31 protein-coding genes are annotated in these 24,443 nt (G+C 73.1%); all 31 read right to left on the bottom strand.

The features are described 5' to 3' along the window. Positions 1-87: 87 nt before the first annotated feature. The 31 genes from NITAL_RS24280 to fliD all read right to left on the bottom strand — a co-directional run bounded on the left by NITAL_RS24280 (position 88) and on the right by fliD (position 24,396). Entirely contained in the window at positions 88-327 is a 240-nt protein-coding gene (locus NITAL_RS24280) for a hypothetical protein (RefSeq protein WP_052668840.1), read from the bottom strand. After that, the gene (locus NITAL_RS24275) at positions 324-1,652 is read right to left on the bottom strand and encodes a hypothetical protein (protein WP_157042067.1); all 1,329 of its coding nucleotides are present in this window, start codon (positions 1,650-1,652) and stop codon (positions 324-326) included. Before NITAL_RS24275 ends, NITAL_RS24280 begins: the two co-directional genes overlap by 4 nt. After that, positions 1,645-3,726, bottom strand: coding sequence for a flagellar biosynthesis protein FlhA (locus tag NITAL_RS24270; RefSeq protein ID WP_211262657.1), 2,082 nt, complete (start codon positions 3,724-3,726; stop codon positions 1,645-1,647). The genes NITAL_RS24275 and NITAL_RS24270 overlap by 8 nt, the downstream gene beginning before the upstream one ends. Further along, positions 3,723-4,826, bottom strand: a complete 1,104-nt coding sequence (locus NITAL_RS24265) for an EscU/YscU/HrcU family type III secretion system export apparatus switch protein (RefSeq protein ID WP_169786946.1) — start codon at positions 4,824-4,826, stop codon at positions 3,723-3,725. Before NITAL_RS24265 ends, NITAL_RS24270 begins: the two co-directional genes overlap by 4 nt. A 96-nt stretch (positions 4,827-4,922) precedes the next feature. Further along, positions 4,923-5,726, bottom strand: a complete 804-nt coding sequence (locus tag NITAL_RS24260; RefSeq protein WP_052668837.1) for a flagellar biosynthetic protein FliR — start codon at positions 5,724-5,726, stop codon at positions 4,923-4,925. A 6-nt stretch (positions 5,727-5,732) separates the two neighbouring features. Continuing rightward, complete coding sequence (locus tag NITAL_RS24255) at positions 5,733-6,002, bottom strand: flagellar biosynthetic protein FliQ (RefSeq protein WP_052668836.1); 270 nt, start codon at positions 6,000-6,002, stop codon at positions 5,733-5,735. A 34-nt stretch (positions 6,003-6,036) separates the two neighbouring features. Beyond that, positions 6,037-6,900: a flagellar type III secretion system pore protein FliP gene (gene fliP / locus NITAL_RS24250; RefSeq protein WP_052668835.1), complete on the bottom strand. Its 864-nt coding sequence runs from the start codon at positions 6,898-6,900 to the stop codon at positions 6,037-6,039. After that, a complete protein-coding gene (locus NITAL_RS24245; RefSeq protein WP_052668834.1) occupies positions 6,881-7,264 on the bottom strand; it encodes a flagellar biosynthetic protein FliO in 384 nt (127 codons plus the stop codon). The genes fliP and NITAL_RS24245 overlap by 20 nt, the downstream gene beginning before the upstream one ends. Then, positions 7,264-7,578, bottom strand: coding sequence for a flagellar motor switch protein FliN (gene fliN / locus NITAL_RS24240; protein ID WP_052668833.1), 315 nt, complete (start codon positions 7,576-7,578; stop codon positions 7,264-7,266). Before fliN ends, NITAL_RS24245 begins: the two co-directional genes overlap by 1 nt. A 51-nt stretch (positions 7,579-7,629) precedes the next feature. Further along, positions 7,630-8,556 carry a flagellar motor switch protein FliM gene (locus NITAL_RS24235; protein ID WP_052668832.1) on the bottom strand — a complete coding sequence of 309 codons (927 nt, stop codon included), beginning with the start codon at positions 8,554-8,556 and terminating at the stop codon, positions 7,630-7,632. A 155-nt stretch (positions 8,557-8,711) separates the two neighbouring features. Next, positions 8,712-9,185: a flagellar basal body-associated FliL family protein gene (locus NITAL_RS24230; RefSeq protein WP_052668831.1), complete on the bottom strand. Its 474-nt coding sequence runs from the start codon at positions 9,183-9,185 to the stop codon at positions 8,712-8,714. Further along, the gene (locus NITAL_RS24225) at positions 9,182-9,982 is read right to left on the bottom strand and encodes an OmpA/MotB family protein (RefSeq protein ID WP_052668830.1); all 801 of its coding nucleotides are present in this window, start codon (positions 9,980-9,982) and stop codon (positions 9,182-9,184) included. The genes NITAL_RS24230 and NITAL_RS24225 overlap by 4 nt, the downstream gene beginning before the upstream one ends. Then, positions 9,982-10,776 (bottom strand): motility protein A, encoded by a 795-nt coding sequence (locus tag NITAL_RS24220; protein ID WP_052668829.1) that lies wholly within the window; start codon positions 10,774-10,776, stop codon positions 9,982-9,984. The genes NITAL_RS24225 and NITAL_RS24220 overlap by 1 nt, the downstream gene beginning before the upstream one ends. Before the next feature lie 3 nt (positions 10,777-10,779). Beyond that, positions 10,780-11,019, bottom strand: coding sequence for a flagellar FlbD family protein (locus NITAL_RS24215; protein WP_052668828.1), 240 nt, complete (start codon positions 11,017-11,019; stop codon positions 10,780-10,782). Positions 11,020-11,126: 107 nt separating this feature from the next. Further along, on the bottom strand, positions 11,127-11,963 hold the full coding sequence (locus NITAL_RS24210; protein ID WP_052668827.1) for a putative RNA methyltransferase: 837 nt from the start codon (positions 11,961-11,963) through the stop codon (positions 11,127-11,129). 136 nt (positions 11,964-12,099) lie between these two features. Further along, positions 12,100-12,921, bottom strand: a complete 822-nt coding sequence (locus NITAL_RS24205) for a flagellar hook-basal body complex protein (RefSeq protein ID WP_052668826.1) — start codon at positions 12,919-12,921, stop codon at positions 12,100-12,102. A gap of 90 nt (positions 12,922-13,011) precedes the next feature. Further along, positions 13,012-13,470: a flagellar hook assembly protein FlgD gene (locus NITAL_RS24200; RefSeq protein WP_052668825.1), complete on the bottom strand. Its 459-nt coding sequence runs from the start codon at positions 13,468-13,470 to the stop codon at positions 13,012-13,014. A gap of 16 nt (positions 13,471-13,486) precedes the next feature. Then, entirely contained in the window at positions 13,487-14,722 is a 1,236-nt protein-coding gene (locus NITAL_RS28305; protein WP_052668824.1) for a hypothetical protein, read from the bottom strand. Beyond that, positions 14,719-15,408, bottom strand: coding sequence for a lytic transglycosylase domain-containing protein (locus NITAL_RS24190; RefSeq protein ID WP_211262656.1), 690 nt, complete (start codon positions 15,406-15,408; stop codon positions 14,719-14,721). The genes NITAL_RS28305 and NITAL_RS24190 overlap by 4 nt, the downstream gene beginning before the upstream one ends. Next, the gene (locus NITAL_RS24185; RefSeq protein ID WP_052668822.1) at positions 15,405-15,818 is read right to left on the bottom strand and encodes a hypothetical protein; all 414 of its coding nucleotides are present in this window, start codon (positions 15,816-15,818) and stop codon (positions 15,405-15,407) included. Before NITAL_RS24185 ends, NITAL_RS24190 begins: the two co-directional genes overlap by 4 nt. Then, on the bottom strand, positions 15,815-17,116 hold the full coding sequence (locus tag NITAL_RS24180) for a FliI/YscN family ATPase (protein WP_052668821.1): 1,302 nt from the start codon (positions 17,114-17,116) through the stop codon (positions 15,815-15,817). The genes NITAL_RS24185 and NITAL_RS24180 overlap by 4 nt, the downstream gene beginning before the upstream one ends. Further along, positions 17,113-17,718, bottom strand: coding sequence for a FliH/SctL family protein (locus NITAL_RS24175; RefSeq protein ID WP_052668820.1), 606 nt, complete (start codon positions 17,716-17,718; stop codon positions 17,113-17,115). Before NITAL_RS24175 ends, NITAL_RS24180 begins: the two co-directional genes overlap by 4 nt. After that, positions 17,711-18,715: a flagellar motor switch protein FliG gene (gene fliG / locus NITAL_RS24170; RefSeq protein WP_157042065.1), complete on the bottom strand. Its 1,005-nt coding sequence runs from the start codon at positions 18,713-18,715 to the stop codon at positions 17,711-17,713. Before fliG ends, NITAL_RS24175 begins: the two co-directional genes overlap by 8 nt. Next, positions 18,712-20,202 (bottom strand): flagellar basal-body MS-ring/collar protein FliF, encoded by a 1,491-nt coding sequence (fliF, locus tag NITAL_RS24165; RefSeq protein WP_052668818.1) that lies wholly within the window; start codon positions 20,200-20,202, stop codon positions 18,712-18,714. Before fliF ends, fliG begins: the two co-directional genes overlap by 4 nt. Before the next feature lie 58 nt (positions 20,203-20,260). After that, positions 20,261-20,569, bottom strand: coding sequence for a flagellar hook-basal body complex protein FliE (gene fliE / locus NITAL_RS24160; RefSeq protein ID WP_052668817.1), 309 nt, complete (start codon positions 20,567-20,569; stop codon positions 20,261-20,263). Next, positions 20,569-20,982: a flagellar basal body rod protein FlgC gene (locus tag NITAL_RS28300; RefSeq protein ID WP_052668816.1), complete on the bottom strand. Its 414-nt coding sequence runs from the start codon at positions 20,980-20,982 to the stop codon at positions 20,569-20,571. The genes fliE and NITAL_RS28300 overlap by 1 nt, the downstream gene beginning before the upstream one ends. After that, positions 20,979-21,314 (bottom strand): flagellar basal body rod protein FlgB, encoded by a 336-nt coding sequence (locus tag NITAL_RS28295; RefSeq protein ID WP_052668815.1) that lies wholly within the window; start codon positions 21,312-21,314, stop codon positions 20,979-20,981. Before NITAL_RS28295 ends, NITAL_RS28300 begins: the two co-directional genes overlap by 4 nt. 140 nt (positions 21,315-21,454) lie before the next feature. Continuing rightward, entirely contained in the window at positions 21,455-21,763 is a 309-nt protein-coding gene (locus NITAL_RS24145; protein WP_157042064.1) for a hypothetical protein, read from the bottom strand. Next, positions 21,760-22,062 (bottom strand): hypothetical protein, encoded by a 303-nt coding sequence (locus NITAL_RS24140; RefSeq protein ID WP_157042063.1) that lies wholly within the window; start codon positions 22,060-22,062, stop codon positions 21,760-21,762. Before NITAL_RS24140 ends, NITAL_RS24145 begins: the two co-directional genes overlap by 4 nt. Continuing rightward, entirely contained in the window at positions 22,059-22,460 is a 402-nt protein-coding gene (gene fliS / locus NITAL_RS24135) for a flagellar export chaperone FliS (protein ID WP_052668812.1), read from the bottom strand. The genes NITAL_RS24140 and fliS overlap by 4 nt, the downstream gene beginning before the upstream one ends. 64 nt (positions 22,461-22,524) lie before the next feature. Further along, positions 22,525-24,396, bottom strand: a complete 1,872-nt coding sequence (gene fliD / locus NITAL_RS24130) for a flagellar filament capping protein FliD (protein WP_052668811.1) — start codon at positions 24,394-24,396, stop codon at positions 22,525-22,527. Between the last annotated feature and the right edge of the window lie 47 nt (positions 24,397-24,443).

Here is a 24,443-nt window from a genome sequence, read left to right as displayed (position 1 = left end):
TCCCTGCCTCGGCGTGCGGCAGATGCTACGCGCGCCGCCGGGTGCCGGGCCGGTCCTGGTCCGGCCGTTCGACAGCTGCGGGGACCGTCAGGAGACGAGCTGGTCGTCCGGCTCGGTGCTCTGCACGGCCGACTCGAAGTGGCGCAGGGTGGCGCTCAGGACCACCCGCGCCACCCGACCGATGATCACCACGGCCACGCCGACCGCGACCGCTCGCGTCGCGGCGTCCTCCACGGCGACCGAGCCCGTGGCGAGTGAGATGGCGATCGGGACGAGGGCGAGCAACCCGAGGACCCCGATGATGCGGCGCAGCGGTCCCGCGCTCACAGCTGCTCACCACCCTCGGCGACCGAAGCTGCGGACGGCCCGGTCGAGACCGGCAGCAGGTCGCGGACCACGAGGGCGACGTCGAGCGGCCGCGCCCGCTGCACCTGTCGGCCCGTCGGCCCGGAGCCGAGCACGAGGCCGAGTTCGGTCGCCAGACGCACCGCCTCGGGGACGTCCTCGGTGGTCGCCCAGGAGACCGCGAGCGGGTCGAGGTGGAGCAGGTCGCGCCAGCCGCTGCCACCGACGACCAGGTGGAGCCACCGGGTCCCACGGGCGCGCTCGAGCCAACGACGCCCTGCGGCGCCGCTACCGACGGCGACCGCGACGGTCGCGGCGCGGGAGCGGATCGGCTGCCCCACGGCGGTGGCCGTGACCCCGAGCGCGTTCGCGACGGAGCGGGCGCGCGGACCGATCAGGAGGCTCCGGCCGGTGGGCAGCGGGCGGCACACCGGGCGCAGCGCCCCAGCCAGCGCCGCCGTCCACGCGACGTCGTCGGCGGGGTCCGCCACGTCGAGACTGCGGACCAGGCCGGCGGGGAGGCCCAGCTTGACGAGGTTGGCGACCGACCAGGCTGGCCCCGCCTCGGTCGCCGGGGTGGGCTCGGTCAGCTCGGCGGACATGGTCACGCTGGCCTGCGGCGCCGGCTGCTCCGCCGGAGCGGTCGGCGCCACCTGGGCATCCACCGGCACCTCGGCGGCGGGGGCTGGGGCATCGGCGACCGGGGCGACGGGGACCGGCGCCGCAGCGAGCGACGTCCCGAGCACACGGTCCGTAGCGGGGTCGACCACGCCACCCGCGTCGTGGTCACCGGTCGCGGCGCGGACCGCGAGGCGTGCTGCGGCCGTCGCCCGCTCGAGCAGCGCCTCGTGAGCACCGAGGGTGACCGGGGCAGGTGCCGGAGCCGCGGGGGCCGGCGGCGCGGGCTCGTCGCCGAGCTGGCCCCGCAGGAACGTGGCGAAGTCGACCGTGTCGTCGCTCTCGGCGTCGACGCTGAGGAGCCGGTCGATCGGCGAGGTGGTGGCAGACGTCGTCGCCACCGCAGCTGCAGGACGCGGCGCGGTCGACGGTGCCGCCGACCGCGGGGCCGGTGCCGGGGTCGGTGAACCCGGCGCGGCGTGCAGCTCGACGACCTCGCGGGCGAAGAAGCCGGCGATGCCACCACGGGCGACGCGCCGTACCTCGACGATGCGGGCGTCGCCTCCGAGCTGCTGGTGCAGCTCGGTCAGCGCCGCCTCGGCGGTCGCCGCCTCGATGACGACGGTGGCACCGTCGACCGGGCCGTCCGCGGCCGGGCTGAGCGGGGTGGTGGGGGCCTGGTCAGGCATCGACGTTCGCAGCACCGAGGGATCCGATCACGACGAGCTGGGCGTGCGCCGGCAGCTCCGGGTAGGCGAGGACAGGTAGATCGAGGCCGGCCGCGCCGAAGGCGGCCCGCAGGGGCCCCCGGAGCAGCTGCCCGCAGACGACGACGGCGGGTCGGCCGTCGCCGCCCTGCGCGAGCTGCGCCGCTTCGGCGAGCAACGGCGCGAGGCGGGACGGGTCGAGCAGGAGCTGCATGCACCCGTCGATGTCGCGGACGTGCTCGTGGAGCTCACCCTCCAGCTCCGGCAGCAGCGTGATGACACCGAGCTCACCACGGGGGGCGATGCGCGCCACGATCGCGCCACCCACGGCGACCCGGGCCGCGGCCACGAGCTGGTCGATCGCCCGGGTCTCACGCGCCTTGCCTGCGACGGCCTCGATGATGCGACCGAGGTCGCGGATCGGGACGCGGTCGCGCAGCAGCTCGCGGAGGACCTCGTGCAGCAGGGCGATCGGCAGGGTCTCGGTGCCGACCTCGTCGGCCAGGAGCGGCTCGTCGTAGCGCAGCGAGGCGACCAGCTCCTGGACCTGCTGGCGCGACAGCAGGTCGGCCGCGTGGGTGCGGGCGACCTCGGCGAGGTGGGTGACGATGACCGACGAACGGTCGACCACGGTCGCGCCGGCGGCGGTGACCCGACTGCGGGCCTCAACGGGGACCCAGAAGGCACGCAGTCCGAAGACGGGTTCGACCGTCTCCTCGCCCTGCACCCCACCGAGGTCGGCGTCGTCACCGGCAGGCAGGGCCAGCACGCGGTCGCGCGGCGCGCCGCCCCTGGCCACCTCGACGCCGTGCAACAGGATCCGGTAGGTCGAGGGCTCGAGGGTGACGTCGTCGAGGGTCCGCACCAGCGGCAGGACGACACCGAGCTCCTCGGCCACCTGGCGGCGCAGCGATCGCACCCGCTGGAGCAGGTCGCCGCCACGCTCGTGGTCGGTGAGGTCGAGCACGTCGTAGGCGAGGTGGAGCTCGATCGGCTCGACCCGCAGCTGCTCGATGAGCACCTTGGGGTCGTCCGGGTCGGGTGGCGGCAGGACGGCGCCGCCCGACGCGTCGGTCGTCGCGGGCGCAGCCTTCTCGGCGGCGGCCGCTCGGGTGCTGGCGAACGCCAGGGCGACCACGATCACGAAGAAGGGGAGCTTGGGCAGACCGGGCAGCAGCATCAGCGCGCCGGTGACCACGGCACCGATGCGCAGCACGAGGGGGTCGCGGAAGAGCTGGCGTCCGACGGTCGGTCCGAGGTCCTCCTCGTCGTCGACGCGCGAGACCAGCAGACCGGTCGCGGCCGAGACCAGGAGGGCGGGGATCTGGCTGACCAGCCCGTCGCCGACGGTCAGCAGCGAGTAGGTCGCGGCGGCCTCGCCGATGGCCATGCCGTTCATCGCCGCGCCGATGACGAGGCCACCGACGAGGTTGATGATCACGATCACGATGCCGGCGATCGCGTCGCCCTTGACGAACTTCGACGCACCGTCCATCGCCCCGTAGAAGTCGGACTCGCGGGCGATGCGGCTGCGGCGGCTCTTGGCCTCCTCCTCGTCGATGAGGCCGGCGGCGAGGTCGGCGTCGATGGCCATCTGCTTGCCGGGCATCGCGTCGAGGGCGAAGCGGGCCCCCACCTCGGCGACGCGGCCGGCACCGCTGGTGATGACGGCGAACTGGATGACGACCAGGATCAGGAAGACCACGAGGCCGACGACGATCGAACCGCCGATGACGAACTCACCGAAGGTGGCGATGACCTTGCCCGCGTAGCCGTCCAGGAGGATGAGGCGCGTCGAGGAGACGTTCAGCGCGAGGCGCATCAGCGTCGTGATCAGGATCAGGGACGGGAAGCTCGACAGCTGGAGGGTGTCGCGCATCGTGAGCACGGCCAGCATGATCAGGATGGCGAAGGCGAGGTTGAGCGCGAGCAGCAGGTCGAGCAGCGCCGGTGGGATCGGCACCACCATGGTGACGACGGCGCCGATGATCACGAACGGCACGACCGTTCGACGCATCATGGCACCGCGGACGGGGGTGTCGAGGCGGCCCTTCACGCTGCCGCCCGCACGACGGTGCGACGACCGGTGGTCGGCCCCTCGAGCGGACGGCTGGCGGGCCCGCGACCGCTGCGGCGGTAGGCCACCGCGAGCACGACCGCGACGGCCTCGTAGAGCGACGCCGGCACGTGGTGGCCGACCTTGCACGTCTTGTACAGGGTCCGCGCGAGCGGCTTGTCGGCGGTGATCGGGATGCCGTTGCGGCCAGCGATGGCACGCAGTTTGTCGGCGACCTTGTCCGCCCCCTTGGCGATCACGCGAGGAGCTCCGTCGATGGGGTCGTAGCGCAGGGCCACGGCGAGGTGGGTCGGGTTGACCAGCAGCACGTCGGCGCTGGCGGCATCGCGCAGCATCCGGTTGCGGGACAGCTCGCTCTGGCGGCGACGGCGGGCGGCCTTGATCTGTGGGTCGCCCTCGCTGTCCTTGTACTCCCGCTTGATGTCGTGCTTCGACATGCGGATCTGCTTCTCGAACTTGCGCCGCTGGTAGACGATGTCGGCGATGGCGATGACCAGGGCGAGCATGGCGGCCCGCATGATGATCGTCCCGTAGACACCCGTGAGGCGGTCGATCCCACCGGCGAGGGTGCGGTCCGTCCCGAGGTGGTCACGCCAGCTCATCAGCATGGGCGAGACGACCACCGCCACGGCGGCGAGCTTGGCCGTCGATCGCACCAGCTCCCAACCAGCCGTCGCGGGCTTGAGCTTCTCCATCCCCTTCTTGGGGTTGAGGTTCTTGAGCTTCGGCTTGGCGAGCTTCATGTTGAGTCGGAAGCCCACCTGGGCGATCGACGACGCCAGGGCGAAGAAGGAGGTGATGACCAGGAAGGGACCGGCCATCACGAGGCCGAGACGCAGGCTCGACGCGCCGACGGCAGCCAGCGCATCCGGGTGTCCGGCACCGAGGAAGTTGGTCCGCAGGGCGTTCATGGCCGCGTCGATGGCTGGGCGTCCGGCCACGGCGAAGGCGGCGAGCAGCGCCACGAACGAGGTCGCGATGGCGACCTCCTGGGAGCGCGCGACCTGGCCGTCCTCGCGCGCCTTCTTGCGGCGCTGCGGGGTGGCCTTCTCGGTGCGGCCGTCCTTCGCTGCGGACACGGGGACCTCGGACACGGCGTGTGGCCGGCCGATCCGTGGCCGAGTGGTGCGCGGGTCCCTCCGCGCGTCCACCCCGTCGGCCAGGGAGCCGCGCGCTCAAGCGCCGCCGGCGTCCGTCGCGGCCGGGAGGCCACCGAGGCCCCGCAGCGCTGCCTCGCTCGCCTCGCCCACGGTGCGCTGCACGTCGACCATGGCGTCCGGGAAGAGGATGAAGGCGGCACCCACCACCGTGATGGCCGCCAGGATCTTCATGGGCAGGCCGAGCATCAGGATGTTGGCCTGCGGCGAGAACCGGGCCGCCAGACCGAGGGCCAGCTCGAGCATCAGCAGCACGCCCATGATGGGTAGGACGAGCTCGACCCCGGCGCGGAAGAGGGTGCTGACGAGGGTCATGACGGTCTCGGGCAGGAGCGCCGTCGGCGCGAGCCCGCCGTCGAGCGGCAGGACGCGGATCGACGCGAACAGCGCTCCGACGAGCACGCTGAGGCCGCCCGCCACCAGGAAGAGGGCCACGGCGGTCAGGTGGAACAGCCGCTGGAAGACCGCACCCTGGGTGCCCGACAGGGGGTCGAAGACCGTCGCGACGGACAGACCGGACACGAAGTCGATCACGCCACCGGCCACCGAGAACAGGTTGATGATCAGCCCGCTGAGGAACCCGAGGACGCCACCGATGACGGCGTTGACGACCGCCGCCCCGATGAGGCCCGGGACCTCGAGCGTGGTCGGGATCGGGTAGCTGAGCGCCGCGCCGACGGCCACGGTGAACGCCAGGCGGGCGGGTGTGCCGACGGTCTTGCCGATGATCGGTGAGACCACCACGAACGAGCCGACCCGGATGATGGCGAGCATCAAGCCCACCGCCCAGGCGGCGTCGATCGGGATGTCGAGGGTCACCACGGCCGGTCAGCCGACCAGGGACGGCAGCGAGTTCCACAGCGCCATGGTCCAGCCGGTCAGCTCGTGCAGCATCCAGTTGCCGCCGACGAGCAGGATCGCGCCCATGCCGACCAGCTTCGGGACGAAGCTGAGGGTCATCTCCTGGATCTGGGTCACGGTCTGCAGCAGCGACACCGCGACACCGATGACGAGCGCGGAGATCAACAGCGGACCGGCCAGCTTGCCCACCATGAACATGGCGCCGGTGACCATCTCGAGGACCTGGGTGTCGTTCACGCGGCGGACCTCCTCGGCGCGGTCGGTCGGGTCATCAGCCGGCCACCGAGGTGACCAGCGCCCGCGACAGCAACGCCCACCCGTCGACGAGCACGAACAGCAGGAGCTTGAGCGGCAGCGAGACGAAGATCGGCGGCAACATGACCATGCCGAGCGCCATCAGGACCGCGGCCACGACCAGGTCGATCACCAGGAACGGCACGATCACGACGAACCCCATCGTGAAGGCGGTGCGCAGCTCGGAGATCACGAACGCGGGGATCAAGGTGGTGGGCGCGATCTCGCTCGGGTCGGCGGGCTGGTCGCCGCCCGACATCCCGACGAACAGGGCGAGGTCGTCCTCCCGGGTCTGGGCCAGCATGAACTCGCGGAACGGTTCGAAGCCGGCCTGCGCGGCCTCCAGCGTCTCGATCTCCCCAGCCAGCATCGGCTGGATCGCGACCTCGTTGACCTGCGAGAAGGTCGGGGCCATCGAGAACATCGACAGGAACAACGCCAGGCCGATCAGCACCTGCGCGGGCGGCACCGTCTGGAGGCCGAGCCCGTTCTTGGCGAGGCTGAGCACCACGATGAAGCGGGTGAAGGTGGTCATCAGCAGCAGCAGGATGGGCGCCACCGCTGCGACGGTCAGCATCAGGACGTAGGTGACCGTCCGCGACAGCCCCTCGCCAGCCAGTTCACCGTCGACCGAGACGCTGATCTCGGGCCCGATCGGGGCCTGCGGCGCCGTCGGGGCGGTGGGGCCGAGCGGCCCGCCGGCGTCGGGGTCGGGGACCTCGATGACGCCCTCGGGGGGCGTGGGGATCGCCTGCGCCGTGGCGGGCGCAGCGGACAGGGCGAGGAGGGCGATCAGCGCGAGGAGGCCGAGCGCCGCGCGCCTAACGGCGTGTCGGCACACGGAAGGGCCTCCCGGATGGGGTACTGCGGACCGTCATCACACGCAGACGGTCCAGCAGGCCGATCCGTGGCCCTTCGAACGAGGAGGCGACCGACGGGACGTCGGGGACCTCGGTGGAGGTGACCGCGTCCGTGCGGGCCTCCGGGTCGAGCTCGGTGAGGACGTTGACGCCGTGCTCGCCGGCGCCGACGAGCAGGCGACGGTCGCCGACGCGGACGACCGCGACGACGGCCGAGCGGGACAGGGCGGTGCGGCCGAGCACGGTGACCGCGCTCTCCGGCGCCACGTTCCGCAGCCGCTTGACCCAGAACGGGGCCGTGACGACCGCGAGCAGCGCCAGGACGCCGAGGACGGGGACGTCCATCAGGCCAGACCCCGACCGAGCAGCTCGGAGATGCGCACGCCCAGCTCGTCGCCGACCACGACCACGTCGCCACGCGCCACCGGGGTGCCGTTGGCCAGCACGTCGACCGGGGCGCCGGCGAGCCGATCGAGCTCGACGACGGTGCCCTCCTGCAGCCGCAGCAGGTCGCGCAGCGGCAGGCGGACACGTCCGAGCTCGACGGTCACGGTCAGCTCGACGTCGGCGAGCAGGTGCAGGTCCGCGGGTGCGCCGAGACCTGCCCCCGCCGTGAGGTCGGGGAGCTCGACGTGGCTTGCGGTCTCAGCGGTCGACACGAGCGTGTCCTCTCCGGATGTGGCGCTTGCGGTGGGTGGGTGGGGCGGCGGTCACAGCCCTGTCAACGGGGTGGCGATCTGGACGGCGAGGCGGCGGCCCCGCCGACCGAGGTGGGCGGTGCCGATCTGCCGGTCCTCGAGCACGACGCTGGCCGGGTCGCCGACCCGATGGTCGAGCCGGACCACGTCCCCCGGCGCCAGCGCGGCCAACGTGCCGGCGTCCATGCGGACCGACCCGAGCTGCACGGCGACGTCGGAGGTGGTGGCCAGGAGCGCCGAGCGGTTCGCGGCCGCGACCTCCGGGGCCACCTCGTCGTCCGAGCCGACGACGCCGGTGAGGAACCCGTCGACGTGGGCCAGCAGCGGCGAGACCGGGTAGGCCACCGTGACGAGCCCCTGGCCCGGCAGGTCGCCGCGGATCTCGACGCGGTAGGTCAGCAGCATCAGCAGCTCACCAGCGGCGTGCAGCTGCACGGGCTGGGGCGTGGTCTCGAAGCTGAGGATGGTGGTCGGCTCGCCCTCGAGGGCGCCGAGCGCGGCGTCGATCGCCGCGACCGCGGGCTCGATCAGCTCGGCCCGCAGGAGCGCGGTCTCGAGGTCGGTCGGGCGGCGGACCGCCGGAGCCATCCGGGCGTCACCGGCGCCGCCGAGGACCCGCTCGACGAGCAGCAGGCCGAGCGGCAGGTCGATCTCGAGCAGCGCGACGGTTCCGCCGAGCCGATCGACGCGCAGCTGGGTCAGGACGGTCGGGTTGGGCAGTGCGCGCACGTAGTCGTCGACCGAGCACTGCTCGGTCGAGACGTGCTCGAGCTCGAGCGCGGCGTGCGCGACGTTGCCCCACGCGGTGCCGAGGCGTCGGGAGAACCCCTCGTGGGCAGCCTCGACCATCACGACGGCGTCGCGGCCGATCCGGCTCGGGCGCCGGAAGTCGACCGTGCTCACCGCCGATGCGGGGACATCCTCGAGCGTGCGGCCCACGCGTGCGCTCCGTCAGGTAGCCGGTCGACCCGCGGTCGCGGGCCGGACGGTTGCACCAGTCGGCACGACCAGGCGCCGCTGAAGCGGCACGCAGGGCGGGGCGGGGAGCGAACGGCCGTGTGGCCGCAGGTCGGGTGGTCAGGGGCGCCTGCGGGTCACTGCACGAGGAGTTCGGTGAGCACGACCCGCATGACCTCGCCGTCGGGCCAGATCTCCTGCGCGTGGCTGGTGAGGTTGACCCGCAGCTGGTTGGAGCCGTCCGCCGAGCGCAGCACGTCGGCGTTCATGGTGGCCACCTCGCGAAGCAACGCGTCCTGGAGCAACGGGGCGCGCGCCGTGATGACCTCCTCGTCGGCCCCCTCGACCAGCACCAGTGCGAGGGCCACCCGGGCGTGGTGGAGGGCGGCGGTCCCGGTCGTGGTGGTCAGCGGATCGAGGGGCAGGACGGTGCCTTCGACCACCTCGGCGGCCTCGGCCTCGCCGCCGGGGGCGATCACCAGGAACCAGGCCGCGGCGCCACCGACCAGCAGGACGGCGAGGAGGATCAGCAGGAGCTTGCGTTTGCCGCCCGAGGCCGACTCCTCGTCCTCGAACAGCTCCGGCGGGGCGGGTGCGGTTGTGGCGCTCATAGTTCGGTCTCCGAGGCAGCGTCGTCACGCAGGACGACGAAGTCGACGCGGCGGTTGCGGGCACGGCTCGAGGAGCCCTTGTTCTCGACCAGTGGGCGGTACTCGCCGTACCCCACGGCACCGATGCGGTGCGTCGGGAAGTCGTGTCGCTCGACCATCCGGCTGAGGACGGCGACGGAGCGGTCCGTGGACAGGTTCCAGTTGGTGTACGAGCCCCGCCGGAGCGGGAGGTCGTCGGTGTGGCCTTCGACCAGCACCTCGTGGGGGAAGTCGCCGAGGGTCTCGGCCACGGTGGCGATGACCTTGGCGCCGATGCTGCTGATGTCGGTCGAGCCGAGCGCGAACAGGACGTCATCGCTGGCGACCGAGACCACGAGGCCCCGTTCCTCGCGACGCTGGTCGACGAGGTCGACGAGCCCGGCCTCGGTCAGCGCCTCGTCCAGCGCCTCGGAGACCTCGTCGAGCCGGGCCATCGCGGCCTCGGCAGCGGCGGCGCGGTCCAGCAGTTGGCTCACGTCAGGTGTGAGCTCGACCGGGGGGACGACGCTCGGCGACGGCTCGGGGACCAGCCCGTCGTTCTCGGGCAGCAGCCCCTCCCCCGCCTGGTTGCCGAAGGGGACGGCGAGGCCGGACACGAACGCCTGGAACTTGGCGATGTCGACCTCGCTCATCGCGTACAGCAGCACGAAGAAGCACATCAGCAGCGTGACGAGGTCGCCGTAGGTGGTCAGCCACCCGGCGCCACCGCCCTCGTCCTTGGCGCCGCGACGCCTGACGCTGGTGCGAGCGGCCGGCATCAGGCGGCCTCCGCGGCGGCGGTCAGACGCTCGGTGGCGCCGAGGCGGGCCGACGGCGGCAGGTAGGACTCGAGCCGCTCGATCAGCGCACGCGGGCTCGACCCGCGGCGGATGGTCAGGATGCCGTCGAGGGTGACCTCCATGGCCGCCAGCTCGATGTCGTTGAGCCGCTCGAGCCGGTTGGCGAGGGGTGCGAAGAGGAGGTTGGCGAACAGCACCCCGTACAGGGTGGTGAGCAGCGCCATCGCCATGCCCCGACCGAGCTGCGACGGGTCGCTGAGGTTGCCCAGCATGTTGATGAGGCCGATGACGGTGCCGACCATCCCGAACGTCGGGGCGTAGCCCGCCAGCGTCTTGAAGAACCCGATGGCGTTGCGGTGGCGCTCGTCGGTCGCGGCGAGCTCGATCTCCAACGTCTCCTTGACGACGTCCTCGTCGGCACCGTCGACCAGCAGCTGGATCCCGAGCTTGACGTAGCGGTCTTCGAGCTCCTCCATCTTGGCCTCGAGGGCGAGCATCCCGTCACGCCGGGCGGTGTCGGCCAGGCGCGCGAGGCTCGTGATCGTCTCGGCCACGTCGGGCACGTCGGCCTTGATCGCGCTGATCGCGGACTTCGGCAGGCTCGCCAGCTCGGAGGTGCGGTAGGCCATGACCGACGCACCCATCGCTGCGAAGAAGACGAGGAACGCCGACGACGGCCCGATCAGCGGCCCGAGGGAGTTGCCGTCCATCAGGGTCGCGACGACGATCGCGATGAGGGTGACCAGGAGGCCGCCGAGGAAGAGGGGATCCATCGCTCAGCCCTCGTCCGGGACGACGTGCAGGCCGGGGCTCTGGGCGCGGAGCTGATCGGCCGAGACCAGCAGCGACGCGCGGAAGTGGATGACGCGCTCGACCACGACGGTGGCGTCCTCGTCGACGAGGATGCGGCGACCGTCCACGAGCACCAGGGCGGTGTCGGGCGTCGACTCGATGGTCTCGATCAGATCGGCGTTGACGAACAGGGGTTCGCCACGCAGTCGGTGAACGAGGATCACCACGCACCTCCGTGTGCCGGGCCTCGAAGCGAGCACGTCCGTGCGCTCCTTCAGGTGCCCCATCGGCCGGCCGCGCGGCCGCTGAAGGTCCCTGCAGACCGGGCCGGTCAGCGGCGGCGGTAGGCGCGCAGCTCGACGGCGAGGGTGACCCGGACCGGCGCCGGCAAGCGCCCGACGCGGTCCGCGAGGTCGTCCGCGTCGAGGTGATCGGCGCTCGGTCCCATCGCGACCAGCGCGCGGACCTGCTCGTGATCGAGCCGCCACGTGGTCTCGACCGTCCGGACCGGGCCGACCGCGTCAGCCACCGGATCGAGGGTGGCGAGGAGGCGTTCCTGCTTCCGCGGATCGACCTCGAGGAGGCCGAGCGGGCCGATCAGCTCACCGAGGTGGTGCCGCATCGGGGTCACCACCACGACCACACCGTCCGGTCGCAGGATCCGGACGATCTCGGCCGCGTTCCGGGGCGCGAAGACGCACAGGACCGCCGCCGCCGTGCCGCTGCCGATCGGCAGGTCCTGCCAGACGTCGGCCACCACGGCACCGACCCGCGGGTGGCACCGAGCCGCCCGCCGCGCCGCGTGCTTGGACAGGTCCACGGCGATCCCGGCCCGGTCCGGCACCCGATCGAGGACACCGGCCAGGTGGTGGCCGGTCCCGGCGCCGAGGTCCACCACCACGCCGTCCGGCGGGACGAGCTCGGCCACGAGGTCCGCCAGGGCATCGGTGACGGCCGCGAACCGCCCCTCGCCCTGGACCGCCGTCCGGGCGGCGACCATGGCTGCATCGTCCCCCGTCCCGGGGTGCCGCCCGACCACGAGGTTGACGTAGCCCTGGCGGGCGAGGTCGAAGGCGTGGCCCACCGGGCACCGCAGGGTGCGACCCTCGAGCGCGAACCCGTCCCCCTCGATGGGGCAGCGCAGCGCGGCGACCACCTCCGGGTGCACGGGGCCTCCTCGGCGCGGGGACCGCCGACGCTACAGCGTGCAACGAGGCGGGCTCGGACGCGCCGGACGGCCGGCCCCCGAAGGGACCGGCCGTCCGGTGTCACCCACCGACGCGTCCAGACGAGGAACGTGCCGATCAGCGCTTGAGGTTGACCAGCTCCTGCAGCAGCTCGTCCGAGGTCGAGATGGTCCGGGCGTTGGCCTGGAACCCGCGCTGGGCGAGGATCAGGTTGGTGAACTCCTGGGCGAGGTCGACGTTCGACATCTCCAGGGTGCCGGCCTGCAGCGACCCGAGACCCTGCTCGCCCGGGGTGTCGATGACGGCTGCACCGGCGGCTGGGGCCGCGGCGAACAGGCCGTTGCCGGCGCGGACGAGTCCGCCCGGGTTGGGGAAGCGCGCGAGCGCGAGCTGCCCCACGACCTCGAGCTGGCCGTTGTCCGCGCGGCGTGCCGTCACGGTCCCGTCAGCACCGATGGCGACGTCGTTGTAGAGGGTGGGGTCGACGACGATGTCGCCGAGCGCACCACCACCGGCGGGGTAGCCCTGGACGCGCTCGCCGCCCGGCGCGACCAGCTGCCCGGCGTTGTCGAGCGAGAAGGCTCCCGAACGCATGAAGCGCTGCCCGTTGACGGTGTCGACGACGAAGAAGCCGTCACCCTGGATCGCGACGTCGGTCGCGCGACCCGTGGTCTGCGACGCGCCCTGGGTGAAGACCAGGTCGGTCGAAGCCACCTGGGAGCCGAGGCCGAGCTGCATCGGGTTGATGCCACCCTGTCCGGCAGCGCCGACGGCACCGGCGGTCCCGCCGCGGGTGAGCTGGGTCAGGGTCTCCTGGAAGGTCGTGCGGGTGGACTTGTAGCCCGCGGTGTTGACGTTGGCGACGTTGTTGCCCGTCACGTCCATCATGGTCTGGTGGGAGCGCAGTCCGGAGACCGCGGAGAACATGGAACGGAGCATCGGTGGTTCCTCCTGGTGGCGGATCGGGTGGGATGACGCGGGTGGTGCGGTGGGTGGGACGGTGGATGGGACGGTCAGGTGCGGGACAGCTCAGGCGGTGGCATCGGCCGTCGCTGCCGGCACACGCCGGATCTCGGTGACCTGGCCGAGGGCGACCTCGTTGTCGCCACCGAGGTCGAGGATCGGGCCGGCCGTCGTGTAACGGACGCCCTGGACGGTGCCGGTGACCAGCGACCCGTCGGGCTGGGCCGCGGTGACCTCGTCGCCGATGAGGCCGGCGGCCATCACGGCCTCCTGCAGCCCGAGGTCGCGCTGCTGGAGCTTGACCAGCTCCTGCATCGACTCGAGCTGGGTGAACGTCGCGGTCTGGAGCATCATCTGGCTGGGGTCGGACGGCTCCATCGGGTTCTGGTAGCGCAGCTGGGCGACCATCAGTTTCAGGAACGCCTCACTGTCCAGGCCACCGAGCGAGCTGGCCTGGCCCATCGGCCCGGTCGCGTCCGTGGTGGTGGTCGTGATGCCCGCCGAGGTGGGTTCGATCGTGGTCACGGTGTGCTCCTGACGGTCACAGCTGGAGGCCGGCACGCGCCGAGGCGGCCGGTCGGCGGGACGAGGGGGCGGGGGGTGCCGGACGGTCCTCGCGGGGGGCGGATCGCCCTCCCCGTTCGCCACCGTCGGCACCACGGTCGAGTTCCGTCCCGAAACCGCCCGCTTCGAGGGCATCGGCTGCCTCACGCAGCAGCTCCTCACCGGTCTCGCCGAGGGGGCCGAGGACGGTCATCCGGACGGTGCCGGCGTCCAGACCCAGCCGGACACGGATCTCACCGGTGTCGATCACGACCACGCGCGGCGGCGGCGCGTCCTCCAGCTGCGTCACGAGGTCGAGGACGCGCTGCCCGGCCGCGCTCGGCGTGGCGGCGTCGATCCGGACGGCGCCGGCGGCGCTGCCAGGCGCGGCCGACGTCGGCCCACCGATCGACTCGGTGCGCACCGGTGCGCTGCCGTCGACGCGGGTCCGCGGGGCCGCTTCGTCGGCCCGGCCGCGACCGCGAACGGGGGCTGGTGCGGCCGGCTCGGCGCGCTGGCCCACGGGGGCATCGGCGTCCCGGTCGGTGGAGGCGGCGTCCCCGGCTCCGGTGACGGGTCCGGTGGCCGCCGCCGGCTCCACGGTCGTCGGATCGGTCGTCGGATCGGTCGTCGGATCGGTCGTCGCCTCGGTGATCGGCTCCGTGGCGATCGGCTCGCCAGGCGCCGTTGGCGCGTCGACGCTGGCGTCGATCACCGGTCCGTCGGTCGCGACGTCGGACGGCGCACCGGTCGCCTCGGGTGACGGGCTCTCACCGGTGACGAGGTCGGGGAGGACATCCTGCGGTGGGGCGACGGCGTCCTCTGCGAGGGTCGTTCCCGCGTCGAGGTCGGCCGCCAACGGCACCGCAGCGTCGCCGGACGACGAGGGCACCTCCGAGGCGGCGTCGATCGGGGCGAGGAGCTCGAACGACGCCGCATCCTCGGGCTCACCCTCCACCGGCAGCGTGATGGCGGGGACCGCCTGCGGCAGGACAGCGCCCGCGGTCCGCGAGGCCAGGGCGGCCAGGGTCAGCAGGTCCTGGGCGACCATGCCGTCCCCCTCCTCGCTCGCCGGCTCCGCCGGCGCCGTGGAGGCGGACGCGGCCGTCGCGGCGAACTGGGTCGCCAGCACGGCGAGGAACCCGGCGGCTCCGTGGGCCTTCCCGCTCGGAGCGGGGGCCTTGGCGGAGGCCGCCGGAGCCGCGGGCGGCGGCACGATCGAGGCGAGGTTCATCGGTACTGCTCCCAGGTCGCGAGGACGCGCTGCACGTAGGTGCGGGTCTCGGTGATGTTCGGGATGCCACCGGCCTGTGCGACCCGGTTCGGGCCGGCGTTGTAGGCGGCGAGCGCGAGGTCAGCGCTGCCGAACCGGTCGAGCTGCTGCTTGAGGTAGCGGGCGGCGCCATCGAGGTTCTGCGCCGGGTCGGTGGGGTCGACACCCAGACCGACGGCGGTGCCCGGCATCAGCTGCCCGAGGCCGATCGCGCCGGCGTGCGAGCGCACGCCGGGGTCGAAGTTCGACTCGTGTCGGACCAGCGCGGCCAGCAGCCCGGCGTCGACGCCGTGCTTGGCCGCCGCGTCCGCGATCGGACCGGCCCAGCGCTTGCCGGCATCCGGGAGGACCTGCTCCAGGCGGGCCGCGGCGGTCGACGTGCCACCTGAGGTCGCTGGGCCCGTGGTCCCCGGTGCGGGACCGGTGACCGACGGACCCGGCGCGCCCAACACCGCCGACGCACCCGACACCGCCGGCGCACCGGTCGCGACGGGCGTCCCCGCGGCCGCGACGGTCGGGTCCACGGCGGCCGTCAGCGAGAACGCGGCGGTCGGGGCTGCGGGCGAGAGCTGGTCGATCCGTGCACGGATCGAGGCGATACGGGCCTGGGCGTCGGCCATGCCCCCGCCGGCGGAGATCGCGTTCACGCGCGCCTCCACCGGTCGATGGCGAGATCGTCGAGTTGGCGTTCCACGCGTTGGGCGGCCGCGATGGCGGCGGCGGTGGTGCGCCGCTCGTCCAACCGTTCCACGCTGCGGCGTGCGATCGCCGCCTCGACCCGTCGTTGTCCGGCGAGCTCGGCCTCGCGACCGGTCGCGAGCTCCTGCTGGTCCGCGCGGAGCACGTCGTCGTGCAGCGCCATGGCGCCGGCGCGTGCCCCGGCCAGGCCGGCGGTGGTCATCGACCCGGAGTCGGGTCGGTGGGCCGAGCGCGCCGCTCGGGCGAGTTCGACGGTGGCCCGTGCGGCAGCGGCCTCGCGCTCGGCGATCGCGTGCTCAGCGAGGGCGCGTCGCTCCAGCAGCGAACGGACCCGCAGGACGGCCTTCAGCGCGCTCACGCTGCCACCCCGCTCTCCAGCTGCCGCAGGGCGGCGGCGAGGGCCGACAGTTCCGACCACGACGCGTCGTAGTCGGCGCGGTCGTCGGCGGCCTGGCTGAGGAACGCCACGGTGGCTTCCTCGAGCGCGAGCGCCGCGTCGGCGGCCCGGTCGGCGCCGGCGGCGTACGCCCCGACCTCGACCAGGTCCTTGACGCGTGCCGCCGCGGCCAGGGCGCGCCGCACCGTGGTCGCGTCGGCGATCTGCTCGGGCGAGGTCACGGTCGTGGCGAGGCGGCTGAGGGAGGCCAGCGGGTCGACGGCGGGGAAGCGTCCCATCGTGGTCAGCTGGCGGTCGAGCACGACGTGGCCGTCGAGGATCGAGCGGGCCGCATCGGCGACCGGTTCGTCGTGATCGCCGCCCTCGACCAGGATCGTGTAGAAGGCGGTGATGGTGCCGTGCACCCGGGGGCCGGCGCGCTCGAGCAGGCGGGGCAGCAGCGCGAAGACGCTCGGCGGGTAGCCGCGCGAGGTCGGCGGCTCGCCGGCGGCGAGCCCCACCTCACGCTGGGCGGTGGCCAGGCGCGTGAGCGAGTCGACGGTGAGCAGGACGTCCGCGCCGGTGTCCGCGAACCCCTCGGCGATGCGGGTCGCGTAGGTCGCTGCCCGCAGACGCAGGAGCGCCGGCTCGTCGGAGGTCGCGACCACCACCACCGAGCGCGCCAGGCCCTCGGGGCCGAGGACGTCCTCGATGAACTCTCGGACCTCTCGGCCGCGCTCACCGACGAGGGCGATGACCGAGATGTCGGCGTCGGTCCCCCGCACCATCATCGACAGGAGGGTCGACTTGCCGACGCCGGAGCCGGCGAACAGGCCCAGGCGCTGGCCCCTGCCGACGGTACAGAGGGTGTCGAGGAGCCGGACGCCGGTGGCCAGGGGCGCGTCGATCCGGCGGCGGGCCAGGGCCGGTGGTGCGGGTGCGTCGACCGGCACGGCGGGGGCGAGGATCGGTCCGCGGCCGTCGAGAGGACGGCCGAGCGCGTCGACGACCCGGCCGAGGAGCGCCGGACCGACGGGCGAGGTCAACGGGCCGGTGCGTGGGCGGACCCGATCACCGCGAGCGATCCCCGTGGTCGAACCCAGCACCAGGGCCGACGCGGCGCCGTCCTGGACGGCGATGACCTCGGCGGGCCGCGGCCCCTCACGGGTGAGCACGTCGACGGCGTCACCGACGGCGAGGCGCAGGCCGGCGCACTCCACCTCGGTGCCGATCACACGACGCACACCGCCGGACACCGTGCCACGCACGAGGCCGGTCACGACAGCGCCTCGCCGGCGGCGAAGCCACCCGTGGTGTCGTCCGCCGGGGCCGTGAGCTGGGCGAGAGCCGCGTCGCGGAGGGCGGCACGCCGCAGATCGGCCTGCCCCCACGTACCGGTCACCGTCGCGTCGCCGGGTTCGACGGTCGCGTCGGCGACGAGGTCGAGACGAGGGTCGAGCGCTGCACCCGCCACGGCGGCGTGGTCGCTCGGGTGCAGGCGCACCTCGAGGGTGGGGTCGTCGAGCATGGCTGCCGCGTCGCGGACCCGATCGAGCACGGCGGTCGCGGCCGCAGGCGGCGCCGAGCCGAGGACGGCGTCGACCGTCGCCCGGACCAGGTCGAGGTCGATCGCGACCGCGGCGTCGCGCTGCGCGGCGACCTCGGCGTACACCCGGTCGAGCAGCCCGGCGAGGGCTGCGGCGACCCGGGCGACGTCGGCCGACGCCTCGGCACGACCGTCTGCCACGCCACGCTGGTACCCGCGCCGTTCGGCGTCGTCGCGCTCGGCGGCCACGGCCGCGGCGGTGACCGCGTCCCAGACGGGGGCCGGAGCAACCAGCGTCGAGCCGCCGACCACCGTGCCACGCAGGACCTCAGGCAACGAACTCCTCCTGGCCGCGGGTGAGCTGGATCGTGCCGTCCTTCTCGAGCTCGTGGACGGTGCGCACGACCTCGGACTGGGCGTCCTCGACGTCCTTCAGGCGCACCTGACCGAGCAGGTCGAGCTCCTCGGTGAGGGTGATGCGGGCGCGTTCGGACAGGTTGCGCTCGATCGTGGCCTGCAGCTCGGCCGAGACGCCCTTGAGCGCCACCGCCAGCCGTTGCGGGTCGATCTGACGCAGGACCTCCTGGAGGGCACGGTCGTCGACGGACACCAGGTCCTCGAAGACGAACATCAGGGCACGGACGCGCTCGGCGAGGGCCGGGTCGCTGGCCTCGAGCTGACTGAGGATGGTGCGCTCGGTGGTGCGGTCGACCTGGTTGAGCAGATCGGCGAGCTCCTTGACCCCGTCGCGCCGGCCGCTGCGTCGGCGGACCTCACCGAGCCGGGCCCGCAGGGCCTGCTCCACGTGCCGGACGACCTCGGGGTCGGCACGGTCGAGCGTCGCGAGGCGCGAGGCCACGTCGGACTGCATCGACGGGTCGAGACCCGCGAGCAGGGTGGCGCCGACCCGCGCAGGCAGGTGGGCCAGCACGAGCGCGATCGTCTGGGGGTGCTCGTCGCGCAGGTGCTGGAGAACCTCCGCCGGCTCGTGGAGCCGCAGGAAGTGGAACGGCGCCTGGGCGGTGGTGGCCAGGAGACGGTCGACGATCTCGTCGCCATCGTCACCGTGCAGCTTGCGCAGCATGTCGCGTGCGTGCCGCTCCCCACCGCTGATCAGGTGCTGGTGCGCCATCGCCTCGGTGTGGAACTCCTCGAGGATCGACTCGAGCTGGTGCGGTGGGACGCTACCGAGCTGCGCGATCTCCATCGTGAGCTGCTCGACCTCCTCCTCGTCGAGGTAGGACAGCACCCCGGCGGCACGGTCGGTGCCGACCGACAGGAGGACAGCTGCGGCCTTCTGCGCCCGGCCGAGGGCGCCCATGACGGCGCTCATCGGGCCACCGTCCGGCGGTCGGCGAGCCACCCGCGCAGCAGCGCCGCGATCTCCTCGGGCTGACGTTCGACCAGCTCGGACACCTCGTCCTGGATGGTCGGGCCGGACGGCAGGACCTCGGTCGGGTTCTCGGCCAGGGCGGCGGGCTGGCGCACGGCGGCGGGTACGACCTTCGTGGGCTCGGGGTCCTCGCGGCGACGGGCACGCGACATCAGGAACAGGCCGACGGCCACCACGATCAGGACGACGAGCGCCACAATCTGCTTGACCAGGTCCATCATCCCGTCGGCCGCCTCCGGCACCTCCTCGAGGGCAGGGATGACCACCCGCGAGATGGCCACGGCGTCGCCACGCTCGACGTCGAGGCCCGCCGCGGCGGTGACGAGCTCGCGCAGCTCACCGTCCGGGACCGGCGATGCCTCGTCGACCACGAGGGCGACCGAGAGGCCTTCGACGCTGCCTGGGGCCCGCACCTCACGGGTGGTGATGCGGTCGACACCGAACTCGCGGGTCGCCTCGTCACGTTCGTAGGAGCCGTCCCCGGCCCCCGCGTTGGCCAGGGGGCCGCCGTCCACGCCGACGATGCCGCCGGCCGGGGCTGCGGTGCCCTCGTACAGCTCGCCGGAGGTCGCCTCGCGCAGGGGGATGCCGCCGCGCTCGTTGGGGTCGTAGGTGTCGGTCTGGGTCTCGACCTCGTCGAAGTCGAGGTCGGCGCGCACGACCACGGATGCCGGCGAGTTCGTCGCGCGCTCGAGCAGGACCGACAGCTCGGCGGCCAACCGGCGCTCGAACTCCTGGGTCCGCTTCTGCTGACGATCGGTGACACCGCCGGTGCTGCCGTCGCCCGGGGCGTGCAGCACCGTCCCGGACGTGTCCGCGACGGTGATCTGGTCGGTGTTCAGCCCCTCGACGGCGGAGGACACCAGCAGGGTGATGGCCTCGATCTCGCCGGCGTCGAGCTGCCGGGCGGGCCGCACGAGGACCGAGGCGGTGGCCGGCTCCTGGTTGTCGGTGAACAGCTTGTCCTCGGGCAGGACCAGCCGGACGGTGGCGGTGTCGACGGCGTCCATCGCACCGAGCGTCCGGGCGAGCTCGCCCTCGACGGCACGCTGCAGGTCGACCCGTTGGCGCAGGTCCGAGGTGCCGAGCGCCTGGTCGTCGAGCAGCTCGTAGCCGGGGACGGTCGGGTTGGAGGACACGCCGGCCTGGGCGAGGCTGGCGCGGACGGTGTGCAGCCGCTCCTGGGGGACCATGATGCGCGAGCCGTCGAGCTCGTAGGGCACACCGAGGCTGTCGAGCTCCCCGAGGACCGTCGCCAGCTCGGCGTCGGCGACACCGGCGTACAGGACGCTGTAGCTCGGGCTCATGACCCACCGCACGAACGGCACGGCGGCCATGACCAGCACGGCCACGCCCACGACGATGCCCACCCGCTGAGCGGGGGGTAGCGCCCGGACGAGGGCGGCGAGTCGGTCCTTGAGCTCCACGGGCGGATCTCCGGGCGGGTCGGGTGTGGCGACGGTGGTGCGGCGGGGCAGGTGTGCGTCACACCTGCATGCGCATCACCTCGTGGTAGGCCTCGAGCGCACGGTCGCGCACCTGCACGAGCACGTCGGTGGCGAGGCCCGCCTCCGTCGTGGCGATCATCAGGTCGTGCACCGATGCGGTGCCGCCCGTGGCGACGTCGTTCATGAGCGCGTCGGCGCGGTGCTCGGCCGACGACACCTGCTGGAGGCCGCGACCGAGCGCGTCACCGAACCCGGGGGCCGCAGCACCCGTGGCTCTCGCGGCCCCAGGGGGGCCGATCGGGGCGATGGGCGCGGCGCCGGCGATCGGCGGGATGGGTATGACCATCACTGGCCTCCGATGCGGAGCGCGGCCTGGTAGGCCTCACGGGCGGACTCGACCGTCCGGAGGTTGGCCTGGTAGACGCGGTTGGCGATGAGCAGGTCGGTCATCTGAGCGCCCATGTCGACGTGCGCGGCCTGGACGTAGCCGGCCTCGTCGGCGAGGGGGTTGTCGGGGTCGTGGACGAGCGCGACGTCACCATCGATCTCGACCTGTGCCGCGACGTAGACGCCCGAGCCGTTCGTGGCGAAGTGGTTGCCGGTGTTCGGGCGTGCGACGAGCTGGACCGCCCGGAACGGCTCGGTGCCGGGCGCGGTCCGGGTCTCGAGGTTCGCCATGTTGTGGGCGATGGTGTCGATCCAGTGGTGGGCGAACCCAGCGCCGGTGCGGCCGATCTGCATGGCCGAGAAGGTGCTCATCGGCGGCCACCGAAGGCCACACGCAGCTGGGCGGCCTTGAAGTTGAAGCCGTTGATCATCGCGTCGCGGTGGACGCCGTCCTGCATCGCACCGATCATCTCGGTCTCGAGGTCGACCGAGTTGCCGTTCGCGCCGATGACGGTCGGGGAAGCGACCGTCTCGGTGCGGGCAGCCTCGGGCCGACCCTGACGGAGGGCGTCCCGCAGCGTCGCCTCGAAGGAGACGTGCGAGGCGCGGAAGTTCGGCGTCTCGCTGTTGGCGATGTTGTTCGCTCGCACCTGACCCCGCTGTGCGAGCCCGTCGAGGGCTCGCACGGCGGTGACCGCGGTCACGTCCCAGATCACCTTGGGTCTCCGAGGTTGGGTGGGTGGCTTCCGGACAAAAGGGAACGGAGGAGGCGAGCGCCTCCTCCGTGAGCCGTTGCGTCCAGTACCAGGTTGTCGCCGAGCCCATCGGCCACGACCCGTGCTGCTCAAGCGGTGTGGTGCCGATCGGTCCCGCGGACCACGCCGTGGAACGCCGCCGGCTGCCGGACGGCTCCCTGGGGTCGACCGACGAGTTCCTCCTGGGTCTCCCGCAGGCGCTGGTTGGCCTGCCCGAGTCGCGTCAGCAACTCGTCCGCGCGACGCCGCAGGCTCGGCGGGACGGGTCCGAGGTCGACCGAGGGTGTCCACGGCAGATCGACCACGGCGGCACCGGAGGCCAGGGCCCGATCGAGCGCATCCAGGTCCCGTTGGAGGTGGGCGAGCGCGTCCTGCCAGCCGATCGCGGACACGGTCATCCCGTCGCGTGGTAGGCGACGGTGGCGTCGCGACGCTGTCGGGTCCGCTGCGCCTCGCCGAGGGAGGCGGTGCGCGCGTCCCGGACCTCGTCGCTCAGGTCCTGCAGCCGTGCGAGGACGTCGCTGGCCCGCTCCCGCAGTTCGTCCGGGAGGGGACCGAGGCCGGTCGGAGGGGTCCACGGCGAGGGGTCGATCGTGTCCCCTGCATCGAGGGCGGCCTCGAGCCGGTCGAGGTCGCCTTCGAGCTGGTCGAGGACCACACCCCACGCGGCGGGGTCGGGGGCGGCGGGCGTCGTCACCCGGCGACCCCGGCGAGCGCCGACGGCGAGGCGTTCACGCACGCCTGCTCCCAGGCGTCGCGCAGCCCGGTGAGCGAGTCGGTCACCGCCGGCAGCGGGTCGGCCGTCTTGCGGACGTTGGCGTCCACGAGCTGTTCCTGGCAGAAGCGGTAGATCGACGACAAGCTGGCCGCGACGGCGCCGCCACGCTCACGGTCGAGGGTGGCCGACAGGTGGCTGACGATCGCCTGCGCCCGCCCGAGGCAGTCGTTGACCTCGGCGAGGTCCACCGGCGTCGCCTCGAAGGCGTAGCCGGCCCGGGCCACCTCGTTCAGCGCGCCGTCGAAGAGCATCAGCACGAGCTGGGCCGGCGAAGCCGTCGTCGCGGCCTGCTGGCGGTACTGGGCGTACGGATCCACCACCGTCTCCTTCCTGTGTCGTGCACCTGTCGGCCGGCGTCAGCGCCGCACGAGGACCGGTCGGTCAGTACTGGCCGCCAGCCAGCGAACCGATCTGACCAGCGAGCCAGTTGCCCTGGGACTGCAGGGTCGCCAGGGCGGTCTCCATCGCGGTGAACTGCCGCCGGATGGTGATCTCGCGCAGCTCGAAGCGCCGTTCGGCGGCGGCGAGCTGGTCGTTGGCCGACTGGATGCGGCTCTGCACGTTCTTGCGTGCGGTCGCGATCCGGCCGGTCGTCCCCTCGGTGGTCCGCAGGATCCGGTCGAACGCCCCGGCCAGCCCGTCCGCGACGGTCACCTCGCCGGTCGGGCCCGTCGTGCCGAGCGGCACGGTCAGGACCAAGCCGGCCACGGGACTTCCCGTCGGACCGGTGAGCGTGCGGCCGGAACCGGTGAGGACGTGCTCCACACCGTCGGCGTCGATGAGGCGACCCGCGGCGCTCTGACCGGGGGTCACCACGTCGAGTCCGAGGTCCTCGGAACCCTCCACGCTGAAGTTGCCCGCGGGGCCGGCCCGGCTGGCGGTCAGCTTGATGGCCCCGTCCTCGACGGACGCCGTCACGCTCTCGTCGCCTGCTGCCCGCAGCGCCTGGTTGATCCTCGACACCGCGGCCGCGGCGTCGGTCTCCGACGTCGTCAGGGTGATGCTGACGACCTTCCCCGACGCGGTGGTGATGGTGAAGGTCTTCGGGTCGCCGGTCGGCGGCGTGTAGACGGCCCCGGTGACCTGCGCGACGGTCGCGGCCACGTCGAGTTCCAGCCGGTAGGTCCCTGCGGTGGCGCGACCCGTCGCGGTGATCGCCACGCCGGGATCGGTGGCGCTGCTCGCCCGGCCGACGAGGGCCGCGACCGCGTCCGGATCCTTGGTGATGGCGGCGCGCAGCTTGGTCTCGTCGAGGGTGAGCCGGCCCTCACGGGTGAGCGACACCCCGATCGAGCTCGGTGTGTCGAACTCCCCGCCCACGCTCAGGCCCGCAACGACCCCTCGGAGCTCGGTGCTCAGGGACCGCACGAGTGAGTCGCCCGCCAGCACGCCGCGCTCCCCCGCCGTCGCGCTGGTGTTGCCGTGCTTGGCCAGCTCCGAGAGCGCACCGTTGACCGCATCGACGAGGTCCTTGACGAGCTTGGCGCTGGCGTCGACGTCGCGCTCGACGTTGAGGTTCACCTCGCCGACGCCGGTCAGGCGCAGCTCCATCCCCTCGTAGAGGTCGGAGATGATGTTGGTCGGCCGGGTGATGCTGAGGCCGCCCATCGACAGCTGGGCGTCGCTGCCCTGGGTGAGCACCTGCGCGGTCTCGAACCGGTGCCCGGCTGGTGCCTCGACCGAGAAGGCAGCCGCAGCACCGGTGCCCTCGGCGGTCATCACGATCCGGTACCCGTCGGTGCCGGTGTCGACGACCTGTGCGCGGACACCAGCGACCGCGTCGAGCTGCCGTGCGGCGTCCTCGAGGGTGGTGTTCTCGGTGAACGTCACCGATCCGAGGGCGGTGACACCGTCGGCGCCCCGGACCGTGAGCGTGCCCTCCCCGACCAGCTCGGTCGCGCTCGCGAAGGAACCGCCGACCGAGGTCCGGTGCGCGGCGGCGAGGGCGTCGACGGTCACGCTGGTGGCCCCGACGCTCGGGCTCCCGGTGACCCGGACGGTGGCGATGCCGTCGTTGGAGCTGCTGGCCGTGACGGCCTTGGCCAGGGCTGCGGGGTCCTTCAGCGCGTCGACCGCACTGCGGACGCTCGACAGCTTCGTGTTGATCTGGCCCCACGCGGTGTCGGCCGCCTGCCAGGCGGCCCGGCGGTTGGTCATCACGTGCAGCGGCTGACGTTCGAGCGCCATCAGTTGCTTGACGATCGCGGCCGTGTCCAGGCCCGAGGCGATGCCTCCGATGGAGAACCCGCTCATGGTCCGTCGCCTCTCGTTCGGTGTGGTGCCGGTGGAACGAACCGCGC

Origin of the sequence: Nitriliruptor alkaliphilus DSM 45188 (assembly GCF_000969705.1) — a bacterium.
In the GTDB taxonomy this organism is placed as follows: Bacteria; Actinomycetota; Nitriliruptoria; order Nitriliruptorales; family Nitriliruptoraceae; genus Nitriliruptor; species Nitriliruptor alkaliphilus.
This window is presented reverse-complemented; position numbering and strand designations above follow the sequence as displayed.

What these genes read in the sequence shown, in the direction of transcription:
- fliD (WP_052668811.1), bottom strand. Translation starts at nt 24,396, where the DNA reads ATGAGCGGGTTCTCCATCGGAGGCATCGCCTCGGGCCTGGACACGGCC.
- NITAL_RS24275 (WP_157042067.1), bottom strand. Translation starts at nt 1,652, where the DNA reads ATGCCTGACCAGGCCCCCACCACCCCGCTCAGCCCGGCCGCGGACGGC.
- NITAL_RS24205 (WP_052668826.1), bottom strand. Translation starts at nt 12,921, where the DNA reads ATGCTCCGTTCCATGTTCTCCGCGGTCTCCGGACTGCGCTCCCACCAG.
- NITAL_RS24220 (WP_052668829.1), bottom strand. Translation starts at nt 10,776, where the DNA reads ATGGATCCCCTCTTCCTCGGCGGCCTCCTGGTCACCCTCATCGCGATC.
- fliE (WP_052668817.1), bottom strand. Translation starts at nt 20,569, where the DNA reads ATGGTCATACCCATCCCGCCGATCGCCGGCGCCGCGCCCATCGCCCCG.
- NITAL_RS28300 (WP_052668816.1), bottom strand. Translation starts at nt 20,982, where the DNA reads ATGAGCACCTTCTCGGCCATGCAGATCGGCCGCACCGGCGCTGGGTTC.
- NITAL_RS28305 (WP_052668824.1), bottom strand. Translation starts at nt 14,722, where the DNA reads ATGAACCTCGCCTCGATCGTGCCGCCGCCCGCGGCTCCGGCGGCCTCC.
- NITAL_RS24225 (WP_052668830.1), bottom strand. Translation starts at nt 9,982, where the DNA reads ATGCCGGCCGCTCGCACCAGCGTCAGGCGTCGCGGCGCCAAGGACGAG.
- NITAL_RS24245 (WP_052668834.1), bottom strand. Translation starts at nt 7,264, where the DNA reads ATGGACGTCCCCGTCCTCGGCGTCCTGGCGCTGCTCGCGGTCGTCACG.
- NITAL_RS24145 (WP_157042064.1), bottom strand. Translation starts at nt 21,763, where the DNA reads ATGACCGTGTCCGCGATCGGCTGGCAGGACGCGCTCGCCCACCTCCAA.
- fliG (WP_157042065.1), bottom strand. Translation starts at nt 18,715, where the DNA reads ATGAGCGCCGTCATGGGCGCCCTCGGCCGGGCGCAGAAGGCCGCAGCT.
- NITAL_RS24230 (WP_052668831.1), bottom strand. Translation starts at nt 9,185, where the DNA reads ATGAGCGCCACAACCGCACCCGCCCCGCCGGAGCTGTTCGAGGACGAG.